Annotated in this window: 14 protein-coding genes; 13 read left to right on the top strand and 1 reads right to left on the bottom strand. The window is 74.9% G+C overall.

The features are described from left to right. Nucleotides 1-2: 2 nt before the first annotated feature. On the top strand, nt 3-1,328 hold the full coding sequence (locus tag O7599_RS03945) for a glutamate-1-semialdehyde 2,1-aminomutase (RefSeq protein ID WP_281620676.1): 1,326 nt from the start codon (nt 3-5) through the stop codon (nt 1,326-1,328). Between the two features lie 7 nt (nt 1,329-1,335). On the opposite strand, the gene O7599_RS03940 is transcribed toward O7599_RS03945, so the two are convergent. Continuing rightward, nucleotides 1,336-2,016, bottom strand: a complete 681-nt coding sequence (locus tag O7599_RS03940; protein ID WP_281620675.1) for a phosphatase PAP2 family protein — start codon at nt 2,014-2,016, stop codon at nt 1,336-1,338. 237 nt (nt 2,017-2,253) lie between these two features. Here O7599_RS03940 and O7599_RS03935 point away from each other — a divergent pair, with 237 nt between their 5' ends. The 12 genes from O7599_RS03935 to O7599_RS03880 all read left to right on the top strand — a co-directional run bounded on the left by O7599_RS03935 (nt 2,254) and on the right by O7599_RS03880 (nt 12,853). Continuing rightward, a complete protein-coding gene (locus O7599_RS03935; protein ID WP_281620674.1) occupies nt 2,254-3,111 on the top strand; it encodes a DMT family transporter in 858 nt (285 codons plus the stop codon). 141 nt (nt 3,112-3,252) lie between these two features. Beyond that, nucleotides 3,253-3,519, top strand: coding sequence for a hypothetical protein (locus O7599_RS03930; RefSeq protein ID WP_281620673.1), 267 nt, complete (start codon nt 3,253-3,255; stop codon nt 3,517-3,519). A gap of 2 nt (nt 3,520-3,521) precedes the next feature. Continuing rightward, nucleotides 3,522-4,814, top strand: coding sequence for a putative T7SS-secreted protein (locus tag O7599_RS03925; RefSeq protein WP_281620672.1), 1,293 nt, complete (start codon nt 3,522-3,524; stop codon nt 4,812-4,814). Nucleotides 4,815-4,819: 5 nt separating this feature from the next. Then, nucleotides 4,820-5,497 (top strand): hypothetical protein, encoded by a 678-nt coding sequence (locus O7599_RS03920; RefSeq protein WP_281620671.1) that lies wholly within the window; start codon nt 4,820-4,822, stop codon nt 5,495-5,497. A gap of 4 nt (nt 5,498-5,501) precedes the next feature. Then, a complete protein-coding gene (locus O7599_RS03915; protein WP_281620670.1) occupies nt 5,502-6,401 on the top strand; it encodes a hypothetical protein in 900 nt (299 codons plus the stop codon). A gap of 127 nt (nt 6,402-6,528) precedes the next feature. Then, nucleotides 6,529-7,365, top strand: a complete 837-nt coding sequence (locus O7599_RS03910; RefSeq protein ID WP_281620669.1) for an alpha/beta hydrolase — start codon at nt 6,529-6,531, stop codon at nt 7,363-7,365. Nucleotides 7,366-7,456: 91 nt separating this feature from the next. Beyond that, the gene (locus O7599_RS03905) at nt 7,457-7,819 is read left to right on the top strand and encodes an NADH-quinone oxidoreductase subunit A (protein WP_281620668.1); all 363 of its coding nucleotides are present in this window, start codon (nt 7,457-7,459) and stop codon (nt 7,817-7,819) included. After that, complete coding sequence (locus O7599_RS03900) at nt 7,810-9,048, top strand: hypothetical protein (protein WP_281620667.1); 1,239 nt, start codon at nt 7,810-7,812, stop codon at nt 9,046-9,048. The genes O7599_RS03905 and O7599_RS03900 overlap by 10 nt, the downstream gene beginning before the upstream one ends. Then, entirely contained in the window at nt 9,041-9,976 is a 936-nt protein-coding gene (locus O7599_RS03895; RefSeq protein ID WP_281620666.1) for an NADH-quinone oxidoreductase subunit H, read from the top strand. The genes O7599_RS03900 and O7599_RS03895 overlap by 8 nt, the downstream gene beginning before the upstream one ends. A 17-nt stretch (nt 9,977-9,993) precedes the next feature. Then, nucleotides 9,994-10,557 carry an NADH-quinone oxidoreductase subunit J gene (locus O7599_RS03890; RefSeq protein WP_281620665.1) on the top strand — a complete coding sequence of 188 codons (564 nt, stop codon included), beginning with the start codon at nt 9,994-9,996 and terminating at the stop codon, nt 10,555-10,557. Continuing rightward, complete coding sequence (gene nuoK, locus O7599_RS03885) at nt 10,554-10,859, top strand: NADH-quinone oxidoreductase subunit NuoK (RefSeq protein ID WP_281620664.1); 306 nt, start codon at nt 10,554-10,556, stop codon at nt 10,857-10,859. Before O7599_RS03890 ends, nuoK begins: the two co-directional genes overlap by 4 nt. Further along, nucleotides 10,856-12,853: a proton-conducting transporter membrane subunit gene (locus tag O7599_RS03880; protein WP_281620663.1), complete on the top strand. Its 1,998-nt coding sequence runs from the start codon at nt 10,856-10,858 to the stop codon at nt 12,851-12,853. The genes nuoK and O7599_RS03880 overlap by 4 nt, the downstream gene beginning before the upstream one ends. Nucleotides 12,854-12,862: the final 9 nt, after the last annotated feature.

Here is a 12,862-nt window from a genome sequence, read left to right as displayed (position 1 = left end):
GAGTGGACACCGAAGAGTTCTCCCTGCCCCGGTCGCGCGAGGTGAACGAACGCCTGCACGCCCTGATCCCCGGGGGCGCGCACACCTACGCCAAGGGCGACGACCAGTACCCCGAGCACCTCGCGCCGGTCATCAGCCACGGCCGCGGCGCCCACGTGTGGGACGTCGACGGCAACCGCTACGTCGAGTACGGCTCCGGCCTGCGGTCGGTCAGCCTCGGCCACGCCCACCCGCGGGTGCTCGAAGCGGTGCGCCGGGAAATCGGCCGCGGCGGGAACTTCGTCCGCCCGTCCGTCGTGGAGGCCGAGGCGGCGGAACGCTTCCTCGCCACGGTGCCGACCGCGGAGATGGTGAAGTTCGCGAAGAACGGCTCCGACGCCACCACCGCCGCGGTGCGCCTCGCCCGCGCCGTCACGGGCCGCCCGCGGGTGGCCGTCTGCGGCGACCACCCGTTCTTCTCGGTCGACGACTGGTTCATCGGCACCACGCCGATGTCCGCCGGCATCCCCGCGGCCGCCACCGGCCTCACCGTGGCGTTCCCGTACGGGGACCTGGCCGCCACCGAGGCACTGCTCGCCCGGTACGAGGACGAGGTGGCCTGCCTGATCCTCGAACCCGCCACCCACACCGAGCCGCCGCCGGGATACCTCGCGGGACTGCGCCGACTGGCCGACCGGCACGGCTGCGTGCTCGTCTTCGACGAGATGATCACCGGCTTCCGCTGGTCCGAGGCGGGCGCCCAGGGCCTGTACGGCGTCGTGCCCGACCTCTCCACCTTCGGCAAGGCGCTGGGTAACGGGTTCGCCGTCGCCGCGCTGGCCGGGCGCCGCGAGCTGATGGAGCGCGGCGGGCTGCGGCACCCGGGCGACCGGGTGTTCCTGCTGTCCACGACGCACGGTGCCGAGACGCACGCGCTGGCCGCCGCGGCGGCCGTGCAGACCACCTACGTAGAGGAGGGCGTCACGGCGCGCCTGCACGACCTCGGCGAGCGGCTGGCCGCCGGTGTCCGCGACGCCGCGGCCGGCATGGGCGTCGGCGACCACGTCGTCCTCCGGGGCCGGGCCAGCAACCTGGTCTTCGCCACCCTCGACGAGCACGGGCGGCCGTCGCAGCGGTACCGCACCCTCTTCCTGCGCCGGCTGCTGGCGGGCGGGGTGCTGGCCCCGTCGTTCGTGGTGAGCAGCGCGCTCGGCGACGCCGACATCGACCGCACCGTCGAGGTGGTGGCCGAGGCGTGTGCGACGTACCGGAAGGCGCTGGACGCCGCCGATCCCACGCCCTGGATGGGCGGGCGGCCGGTGCGGCCGGTGTTCCGCCGCCGTTCGTGACGTGGCGTCAGCGGCGGCGGCGCCGGCCGGCGTCGGCCCCCCGGTCGATCAGCCACGCGGTCGCCGGGATCACCGCCGCCGCGGTGCACCAGCCGCCGACGACGTCCGTCGGATGGTGCGCGCCCAGGGCGACCTGCGCCCAGCCCATGGCGGCGCCCGCGACCAGCGCCGCGCCGAGCACGACCGCCGCGCAGGCCGTCCTGCCCACGCCGGGCCGGCCGGTCGCGAGCATCGCCAGCACGAGGGCGCACGCGGTGACGAAGGCGGTGTGCCCACTGGGGTAGGACAGGTTGTCGCCGTGGATGGTGCGTCCCACCAGGGGCTTGAGCAGCGTCGTCGCCGCCACCGCCGCACCGGTGCCGGCAACGAAGAGCACCGCCGCGCGCGGCCGGCGCAACGCCAGACAGCCCGTCACCGCGCCCACCACCAGCGCCGCCGCTCCGGCCGGCTCGCCCCAGAAGTCCACGGCAAGGGCGACGTCCCGCCACGGCCCCGCCCCTGCCTCCGCCGGCCCGAGCCAAAGGTCCACCGCGCCGTCCCCGCCGTCGCCGGCGACCAGGATCCCGAGCACCGCGACCACGAGCGTCGCGAGGACCGCGACCGGCCCCAGCCACGCGCGCAACGACGGGTGCAGCAGCACCCCGGGCCCCGGCCGCCCCCGTGCCGTCCGGCCCGTGCGTAACCGCAAGATCGTGGCCCCCCTGCGCCCGGTGTCCCCGCCGCCTCCGGTGACCGACCATAACGCCGCCCGTGCCGGCCCCACGCGCCCGTGGCCGGGCTCGGCCGGATTTCGACCGCCGTCCTCGGCGGCGTGTCAGGGCGAGCCGGAGGCCGGTGGGGAGTGCCGGGGGGTACGGTCCGAGCGTAGCGACGCAGATGCTCCCGCCCGGCAGGGCGGCCGACCCATACCGCGCGGATACCCCACATGCTCGTTCTCGCCGTAGCCTTCGCGGTCCTCGGTGCCGCCAGCAACGCCGCCGGCACCGCGTTCCAGCGCAAGGCCGCGGCCACCGTGCCGCAAGGCGGCGGTCTGCGGCTGCTCGTGGCACTGGCGCGCAAGCCCGCCTGGCTGATCGGCATCGCGGGGGTCACCGGGGCGGCCGTCAGCCAGGCGGTGGCCCTGGCCAACGGGCCGCTCTCTCTGGTGCAGCCGCTGTTCATCCTGGAACTGCCCTTCGCCCTGCTGTTCGGCACGTTTCTGCTGCACCGCCGCCTGCCGGAGGAGGGCTGGTGGGCCGTGGCCGCCGTGGTCGCCGGACTCGCGGTGGCGCTCGGAGCCGCCGCCCCGTCCGGGGAACGGGACCTGGCGCCGATGACCCGGTGGGTTCCCGTGCTGCTCGCCTGCCTGGGCGCGATGGCCGCCGCGGTCGCCCTCAGCGTCCGCGGCACTTCCGGCCTGCTGCGCGCCGTCGTCCTGGGCGCGGCGGCGGCCGTGGGCAACGCGCTGACCGCGGCCCTGCTCAAGACCGCCACCTCCGTCCTGATCGACGACGGCCTGCTCGCCTTCCTGACGACCTGGCAGACGTACGGCTTCGCGCTCTGCGGCATCGCCGCCGTCCTGCTGCTGGAGAACGCCCTGCAGGCCGGCTCCCTGGCCGCCTCCCAGCCGGCGCTCACCATCGGCGACGCCACCGTGAGCCTCGTCCTCGGGATGTTCCTCTTCGGCGAGAGCATCCGCCTCGGCTGGTGGCTGCTCCCCGGCTGCGCCGGCGTCGCCGTCGTCGTGATCGGCGTCCTGGCCCTGGTCCGGACCGTCCCCCACGTCCGGGACCTGGCCGGCTGACCGCCGCATGAGAGTTTTCTGTGAATCGCATTTTCGGCCACGGCCGGCCGGTCCGCGCTTCTAGGCTGATGCCTTTCGATCAACACCCGTCGATCCGAAGGGGCGTGCGCGTTGGGCGATCTGGTGATCCGAGGCACCGTCATGGAGGACCTCAGAAAGACATTCAGCACGATCACCCGCCGGATGGAGAACGTCCGGAAGGTGATCGGCGGCGCCGACGGCGACGCCGTGGGGGCCGGGAAACTGATCGACGAGGTGCACGACTTCGCCGACGAGTGGAAGTACGGCATCACCCAGATCGGCGAGACGACCGCCGCCACCGTGGACATGATCGACGAGATCGCCACGAAGTTCGACGAGCTCGACAAGGACCTCATGGAGACCCTGACCAAAGCAGAGGCCGGCTGACCGTGGCACCCTCCGACCCCGCCCGCAGCTTCCCCACCCTCGGCTTCGACCCCACCCCCGGCGACGTCCACCGCACCAGGAGTCTCGCCAAGCGGATCGGGGGCGTGGCCGGCGAGTTGCGCGACACCGTCGCCGACCTGGAGCGAATATCGTGCGGCGCCTGGAAGGGGAAGGCGGCTGTCGCCTTCTCCGACTACGTGTCGGACGACGTCACGCCCAAGCTGCGCCAGGCCCGGGACTCCTTCGAGAAGGCGTCGCACGCGCTGAGCCGCTGGTCGCAGCAGTTGGAGAACTTCCAGGAAGAGGCCGCGGACCTCGAACGCGAGGCCAAGCGGCGGCAGCAGGAGGCCGAGGACGCCAGACTGGCGCTGCGGGGTGCCACCGGCGCCGTGGAGGACAGCGAGGGCGACCGCGAGCAGGAGCGCGCCGAGAAGGACAAGGAGCGCAAGGAAGAGGCCGCCGAGGGCGCCGACGACGCGCTGCAGCGCGTCATCGACCGAGCGGAGGAACTCCGTGACCGCTACCACGCCGCCGCCGAACGGATCACCGACGACCTCGACGGCGCCAGCGACATGGCGCCCAACGAGCCGGGTCTCTTCGACAAGATCACGGGCGGGATCGCCGACGCCTTCGGCGACGCCGTCGACTGGGTCCAGGACCACGCCGACTTCATCAAGGCCATCGGCGACCTGCTGAGCACCCTCAGCGGCATCCTCGGCGTCCTGGCCATCCTCACCGCGCCGTTCGAGCCCATCGGCGCCATCTTCGCCGTCGCCGCCATGGTGACCAGCGCGCTCGCGCTGGTCACCCACCTCACCGCCATGGCCGCGGGCGCCGATGTCAGTTGGCTGGACATCGGCATCGACGCGCTGGGCATCATCCCCGGTGTGAAGGGCGTGATCGGCGGCGCCCAGCTCGCGAAGGGCACCAACGCGGTGGCGCGCGCGGCGAAGCTGGGCAGCGCGTACCGGGGGGTCACGGGGATGGGGAAGACGTTCGTCCTCTTCGGCCCGCTGAAGTCCTTCCCGCTCATCAAGGGCGGCAGCCGGATGATGCTGGCGGCGGAGAGCGCGTACCAGAACGTCCGCATGGGCCAGTGGCTGGGTACCCAGGGGATCAACCTCCTCGCCAAGCCGCTGATCAAGGCGGACGAGCTGATCGCCCCGATGTCGAACCTCGGCCGCGGCCTCGACGCGGGCATCAAGGGCGCGCTCACCGGCTACAAGATCCACGGGCTGGCGGAGCGCGACTTCGGCTTCGGCGACGCCTTCACCAACGCGGCCACGGCGAGGTGAGCGAGGTGAGCGACGTGACCGGCCTCGACGAGACCGCGGACGCGGCGAGCGGGGCAACGGCGGAAGTCCTGCCGCCCCCCATCGGCTTCCACGTCCCGGAGGGCATGCACGCCGTCTCCCTCACCCTCGACCCCGCCGAGCGCGCCGAGGCGGCAGCGGAACTCGTACGGGACATCTACCCCAAGGGCGACGAACAGCTCTGGCAGGCGATGGGCGCCATCTACGTCCCCGTACTGGAGGCGATGGCGGGCAACGGCGTCTGCTTCACCGGGATCGGCATCTACGACGACCAGGAGGGCGGCGTCGCGCACTGCTCGCTCACCGTCGCCGCGATGGAGTCGGACCACACCAGCGCCGAGGCGGCGGCGCTGGGCCTGCGCGAGGTCTTCGGGCGGCGGCCCAAGCACGACGTGCGCTGGCTCGACCTGCCCTGCGGCCCGGCCGTCGCCGTGGTCACCGTCAAGGCGCTGACGATCGACGGGGATTACACCGAGAGCGGCGAGGACACCCGGCTGATCACGGGTCAGATCCAGGTCTACATCCCGTTCCCCACCGGCCCGTACACTGCGGTGTTCACGCTCGACACCAGCGCGATGAACCAGTGGGACGACCTCAGCGAGCTCATGGCGGAGATCGTCAAGTCCGTGGCCTTCCCCCAGCCGGAGGGCACGGAGGGAGGCTGACGGCATGGACTGGTACCCGGACGGGGACGAGACGCTGCAGTGCCGGACGGGCGTGCACTTCGCCGCCGGCGTGGCGCCACGGGTCGCGGGCGCGCGCTGGTTCCGGGACACCGGGCGCCGCGACATCCAGCGCGAGCTGGAGGAGCAGGCGGGCTGGCCGCGGGGCCCGGAGTTCACCGTACGCCCGGCGGGCGAGCGCGCGGCCCGGCGCACGGGCCGGGTGCTGGGCATCGGCGTCCCGGCCGTCCTGAACGTCGTCGCGAACGCGCTCGGTGGCGGTGGCTCCCCCTTCGGCAGCCCGTCCGTACGGGGCCGCCCGGACGAGCCGGAGAACGAGGTCGACGACTTCCCCGTCATGTGGGCCGACCCGGGTACCGTGGCGCGCGGCGCCCCCTGGCAGCTCGACCCGTCGCGCCGGCCGGACACGTACCGCACGCACGTGGCGCTCACCGACCGGCGCCTGGTGTTCCTCGGCACCACCGTGGGCTCGATCGGGCGCGCGGACGTCCTGTGGGAGGTGCCGCGCGACGCGGTCGCGGAGCTGCGGCGGATGCCGTACAGCGAGTTGGAGTCCGACGTACGCCTCAGCTTCGCCGACTCCTCCTGGATCCGGCTGACCGCGATGAACCCGGACGACGCCGCCCTCGTGATCCGCCATCTGCAGGGGACGGTCGGCAGCCTGCAGAAGTCGGACCTGACGGAGGGCCAGCGGATCCGCGTCGACCGGTTCGTCCGCGACCTGCCGAAGAACGCGGAGCCGCCGGTGTTCACGGTGCTGCCGAGCGGCATCGTCCAGGTCTCCTCCCAGGTCCCCGCGAAGGCGGCGCCCGGCGCCTACCAGACGCACGCCATCCTGATGGACTCCGCCGGCGCCCCGGCCCAGCCCGAGCCGGGCGACCTCTGACGGCGGGCCGCGGGCGCGGCGGCTCGCGGCGCATCGATGACTCCGCTCGGCCCGGTGTCCGAATAGTCTGAAGTCGGCAGCGTACGGGTACGCGCGGACGCCGGCGCCGGAGAGATCGGACGGGACGATGGACCAGGCCGCACCACCGGACACGGTCGTACTCATCCACGGCCTCTGGATGACGCCCCTGTCGTGGGAGCACTGGGTCACCCGCTACGAGCAGCGGGGCATGAAGGTGCACACCCCCGGCTACCCGGGGATCGAGCAGGGCGAAGCCGGCGTCGAGGCGCTGCGCCGTGATCCCTCGCCGCTGGCGGGGCTGGGCGTGCGCGAGATCCTCGACCACCTGGCCGGGTTCGTGGCGACACTGGACACGAAGCCGCTTCTCGTGGGCCACTCGTTCGGCGGCACCTTCGTGCAACTCCTCCTCGACGCCGGATACGGCGCGGTCGGGGTGTCCATCGACGGTGCGCCCGTGAAGGGGATCCGGGCGCTGCCGTTCAGCGAGATCAAGGCGACGTTCCCGGTCCTGCACAACCCGGCCAACAAGAACCGCCCGGTGTCCCTCACCGAGAAGGACTTCCACCACGCGTTCACGAACAACCTGAGCGACGAGGAGTCGAAGGCCGTCTACGACCGCTACGCGGTCCCCGTCTCGGGCCGGATCCTGTTCCAGGGCGGCTTCGCCAACGTCACGCCGCACGCCGCGACGGCCTACGACTTCGCCAACCACGACCGGGCACCTTTGCTGTTCATCGCCGGCGGCAGGGACCGCATCCTGCCGCCGGCCGTGCAGCACGAGAACTACAAGAAGAACGCCAAGCACTCCAGGGCCGTCACCGCGTACAAGAAGTACCCCGGCCGCAGCCACTACACCTGCGGTGAGACCGGCTGGGAAGAGGTCGCCGACTTCGTGCTCGACTGGGCCTTCGAGCCCACGCCGCTGGACCTCGACCCGCGCTGAGCGCGGCGCGGCGCGCCGCCGGCCGGGTGCCCGTCGCTCGTCACCCTCCGTCGTCGGCCGTGGCGTCCGCCCGTGACGGTGCGTGTCGGGCATGATGCTCGGCGTGGCGGTTTGGGAACCGGTGGCGGTGCTGCTCGGCGTGGTGGTCGGCGGGGTCGCGGCGCTTCATGGGCTGGGTGCGTGGCTGCGGGGTGGGCGGGGGACGCTGGAATCGGGGCCGTTCAGCGGCGGACCGCCGCCCGGGGAGCACGCGTTCTCCCGGTTCCACGTCCGCTGGTATCCCGTGACGATGATCTTCCTGGCCTTCGACATGGAGATGCTGTTCATGTACCCGTGGGTGCGTGTGGTCGGCGAGATGGGCACGCCGGCCGTCGTCGAGATGTTCCTCTTCCTGGGCATCCTCTTCGCGGCCGTCACCTACGCCCGGCGCGAGGGCGCGCTGCGGTGGGCCTGAGGAACGCGCTGCGCCGGATCGGCACCCGGCATCCCGCCGTTCTCCTGGCCGTCCACCCCGGCGCTACCCGGGCGCGGCTGGCCGCGGAGGCGGGGCTGCGGCGGCGTGGCTGGCCGGTGGCCGCGAGCCCGGCGGCGGCGAGCGGGCTGCTGGTCGTCGGGGCGGGCGGTGCCGCGGGCGCGGAGTGGACGGACGCGCTCTGGCGGCAGATCCCGCACCCCAAGGCGCGGTCCGCCGTGGCCGGCCCGCACGGCGTCGAGGCGGCGCTGGACGGGCTGCTGATGCCGGTGGAGGTCTCGGTCAACGGAGGTGAGGCGGGTGACCGGGGCGGCGGGGATGACGGGGGTGACGGCGACCACCACCCCGGCCACGGCAGTCCCGGGAGTCACGGCAGTCACAGCAATCATGGCGGTCACGAAGCGCCTCACCGGCACGGCGGGCCCGTCGCCGGACTGCCCATGGCCGAACGTGCGGACGACCGCGACGGGCTGCGGCTCGACCGGCTGCACCTGCCGCTCGGACCCGGGCTCGCCGACTGGCCCGCCGGGCTCGTGCTCGACGTGGCCCTGCAAGGAGACGTCGTGCAGCACGCCGAGGTGCGTACCCCCGCCTCGTGCCCCGCGTCGTGCGCGGGCGGGCTGCCGTACTGGGACGAGCCGTGGCTGCGTGCCGCGCGGGGCGAGGAGGTCGTGCGCGGTGCTGCCCGGCGGCGGTGCTGCGCCGCGCACCTGGACAGCGTCGCGCGGCTCCTGGCCGTCTCGGGGTGGGCCGATCCGGCGGCGCGGGCGCGGCGGTTGCGCGACGACGTGCTCGGCGGGGCGCCGGTGGGGGAGTGGGGCGCCGCCCTGGGCCGGCTGAGGCGGCGGGTGCGGCGGTCGCGGGTGCTGCGGCAGCAGACCGCGGGGCTCGGCGCGCTGCCCGCCGCGCGGGCCCGGCGGTTGGGGGTGACCGGTCCCGCGCTGGCCGCGGACGGTGACGCGTACGGCCGGCTGCTCACCTGGCTCGACGAATCCGCCCGCTGTGCCGCCCGGGTGGACGACGACCGGCCGCTCGCGCCGTCCGACCGGGAGGGTCCGCGGGGCCGGCTCGACGGCCCGCGGCCACCCTCGCGGGCGCTGCTGGACGTCCTGCCCGGCCTGCTGAGCGGCGCCGAGTTCACGTCCGCGCGCGTGATCGTGGCCAGCCTCGATCCGGACCTCGACGCGCCGGGGGTGGCCGTCCGTGGCTGACACCGCGCCCGTGTGGGCCGTCGTGCTGCTGCCGTTCGTCCTCGCCGCGGCGGCGGCCGTGGTCGCCGCCTTCGACGCCGTGCTGACCGCGGCGGCGGAACGGGGCCGCTCCGGCCGCCCGTTGCGCGCGGCGCCGGCGCCGCTGCTCGCCGGGCTGCGGCTGCTGGGCGGGCAGCCGCGGCGTACCGCCGCGGCCGATCCGTGGCTCGGCCGCCTCGGGGTCACGCTCGTCCCGGTCGCCGCCGTCCTCGCCGCCGCCGTCCTGCCCTGGGGGTTCCGGGCCGCCACGGATCCGGTCGTGGGCGTGGTGTGGTTCAACGCCATGGAGGTGCTGGCGTGGGCGGCGGTGTGGCTGGCCGGCTGGGGGCCGAACTCGGCGCTGTCCCTGATCGGCGGCCACCGCTTCCTCGCGCAGGGCCTGGCGTACGAGCTGCCGCACATGCTCGCGCTCACCACCGCGGCGCTGGGCGCGGAGTCGCTGCGGGTCGGTGAGGTGGTGGCGGCCCAGCGCGGGCTGTGGTTCGCGGTGTGGATGCCGGCGGCGTTCGCGGTGTTCCTGCTGAGCGCGCTGGCGATGGCCTTCTGGGGCCCGTTCGACCATCCGCTCGGGCGCGACGCGGCGGGCGGTGCGGTCGCCGAGTACGCGGGTGTGGACCGGCTGGTGCTGCTGGCCGGGCGGTGGCTGCTGCTGGTGGTCACCGCCGGGTTCAGCGTGCCGCTGTTCCTGGGCGGCGGCCACGGCCCGTTGCTGCCGGCGTGGGCGTGGACGCTGCTGAAGACGGGCGGGGTGCTCGGCCTGCTGGTGGCCGGGCGGCGGCTGCTGCCGACGCTGCGGATGGAGCGCTACGCGGAGTTCGCGTGGACGGTGCTCGTGCCGCTGTCCCTGCTGCAGGCGCTGGCCGTCGCCGTCGTCGTCCTCGGCCGATGAGGGGGGAGACCGCAGAGATGCCCGATGACGCGGTGTTCTGGGCGCTCGCCGCGCCCGCGGTGGCGAGCGGGGCCATGGTCTTCCGCTTCGACTCCATGGCCCGGGCGACGTACGCGCTGCTGCTGTCCCTGCTCTGCGTCGGCGGCCTCGTGCTGCGGCTCGGCCTCGACTACGTCGGCGTGGTCGTCATCCTCATGATGACGATCGAGATGGCCCTCATGGCCGTGTTCATGGTGATGTTCATGATGAACCCCGCCGGGCTGACGCACATGTCGATGCTGCACAACAGGCGGGGCGCGGCGGCGCTCTCCGCCGGCGTCTTCGTCCTGCTGGCCGCCGGCATCCTGCTGGCCCCCTGGCCGCCGCGCAGGGGGGAGCCGGCCGGCGACCCGACGAAGGCCCTCGGCGAGTCGCTGATGGGCCCGCACATGCTGACGATGATGACCCTGGGCCTGGCCCTGTTCAGCACCATCGTCGCCGCCGTGGTGCTCGCCACCGGCCGCGGCCGGTACGACCGCTACGGCGACGACCTGCGCGCCCGCCGCCCCGCCGATCCCGTACGACCGGGGGCGCGCCGGTGACGCTGGAGCCGGTCCTGCTGGTGGCCGCCGCGCTGTTCTCCGCCGGGCTGTTCGGCGCGCTCTCCCAGCAGTCCGTCGTGATGCTGATGATGGGCCTGGAGCTCATGCTCGGCGGCGTCATCCTCGCCGCCGCCGCGGTCTGGCGCTTCCTCGCGCCCGCCGCCACCGACGGGCAGGTGCTCGTCGTGCTGGCCGTCACCGTCATGGCGGTGGAGATGGCCGTCGGCTTCGCCGTGGTCGTCGCGCTGTTCCGCACCCGCGAGGTCGACATGACCGACGACGCCGCGGAGTTGAAGGGGTGAGCGCGGCGCTGTGGGCGCTGGTCGCCGTGCCGCTCGCCGCGGGCGCGCTGCTCGCCGCGGCCGGGCGGAGGGCCGACCGGTACGCGCCCGCCGTCGCCGTCGCGGCCTCCGCCGCCGCGCTGGTCCTGGCCGGGTACGCGGCGGCGGCCCGGCCGGCGACGCGGGTGCCGCTGCTGGCGGGGCTGCCGTTCGGGCTCGGCGCGCACGGCCTGTCCGGGCTGATCGCGGTGACCGTCGCCGCCGTCACGCTGGCCGTGCTCGTCTTCGGCATCGCCGGCACCGACGAGATCGCCGACACCGGCGACGCGGCGCACGTCGCCGGCGACACCGCCGACACCGCCGCAGGGCCGCCACGGGCCCGCTTCTTCGGCCTCATGCTGCTCTTCAGCGGCGCCATGCTGGTCACCGTCACCGCCACCACCCTGCCGGCGCTGCTGATGGGCTGGGAGTTCATGGGCGCGACCTCCTGGGCGCTGATCGGCTTCCGGTGGCGCGATCCGGCACGGGCCGACGCGGCGGGCGTCGCGTACCTGACCACCCGGGCCGCCGACCTGGGGCTCTACCTCGCCGCCGGCGCGGCCCTCGCCGCCGGCCCGGCGGCGGGCCTGAGCCTCGACCAACTGCACGAGGTGCCCGCCCCCTGGCTGCACCTGCTGACCGCGGGCGTCGTCGCCGCGGCGCTGGGCAAGTCCGCCCAACTGCCGTTCAGCTTCTGGCTGTCACGGGCCATGCAGGGCCCCAGCCCCGTCTCGGCGCTGCTGCACTCCGCGACGATGGTGGTCGCCGGCGCGTACCTGCTGCTGCGGCTGCAGCCGCTGCTCGCCGCCTCCGGCTGGGGCGACGACACCGTGGCCTGGACCGGCGCCGCCACCGCGCTCGCCCTCGGCCTGGTCGCGGTGGCGCAGCCCGACCTCAAGCAGCTCCTCGCCGCCTCCAGTTGCGCCCAGATCGGGTTCATGGTGCTGGCCGCCGGCGTGACCGCGACCACCGGCGGCACCCTGCAACTCCTCGCGCACGCGGCGGCGAAGAGCCTGGCGTTCCTCGTGGCCGGCTTCTGGCTGGCGGCGCTCGGCGCCGGCACGCTGCCCGCGCTGCGCGGCGCCGCCCGGCGGAACCGGGTCGCCGGCGCCGCGTTCACCGTGGCCGCCCTGAGCCTCGCCGGGGTGCCGCCGCTGTCGCTGTGGGCCGCGAAGGACCTCCTGCTGGCCGGGGCGCTGGAGCACAGCCCGGCGCTGTACGCGGCGGGCCTGGCGGCGGCCGTGGTCTCGGCGGTCTACGCCGCCAGGGCCCTGTGGTTCGCATGGTGCCCGCCGGAGGCCGCGCGCCTCCGGGCCACCGCCGCCCCGCCGGCCGAGACGGCAGCGGAGGGAGGCGAGGACGCCGCGGTGCCGCGGGACCGCGGCCCGCGCTCCCTCCCCGTGCCCGTCCGCGTGCCCGTCCCCGAAGCGCTGTCGTTCGCCGTGCTCGCCCTCGCCGTCGCCGCCCTGGCGGTCCTGGCGCTGCCGGGGCCGCGCGACGCCGTCGCCGGGCGGATCGGCGCCCGCGGCGAAGCCGCCCCGTACGCCTGGGAGTTCACGCTCTCCGCCGCCCTCGCCCTGGCCGCGTCCTGCGCCGTCTGGGCCCGGGGCGAGCGGCTCACCCCCGCCCCCGCCGGGCTCACCGCCGCCGCCTCCGCCTGGTTGGGCCTGGAGGCGGCGGCCCGCGCCGTCGTCGTACGTCCCGTGCGGCGCCTCGCCGCCGCGCTGGCGGCCTTCGACGACCGGGTACTCGACCGCGGCGTCGACGGCCTCGCCCGCGGCACCGTCCGGCTCGCCCGCGCCGTCGACCGCGGCGCGGAGGCGGCCGTCGACGGCACCGTCGAACGCGTCGGGGCCGCGGCCCGCACGCTGGGCCGGCTCGCCCGCCGCCCGCAGACCGGCCAGGTACACACCTACCTCGCCCAGGCGGTCGCGGCCTTCACCGTCCTCGCCGCCGTCTTCGTCCTCGTGAGGTGACCGCACCCC

Origin of the sequence: Streptomyces sp. WMMC500, from assembly GCF_027497195.1 — a bacterium.
In the GTDB taxonomy this organism is placed as follows: Bacteria; Actinomycetota; Actinomycetes; order Streptomycetales; family Streptomycetaceae; genus Streptomyces.
Note: the sequence above shows the minus strand (reverse complement) of the source record. Positions and strands in the feature narration are given on the sequence as shown.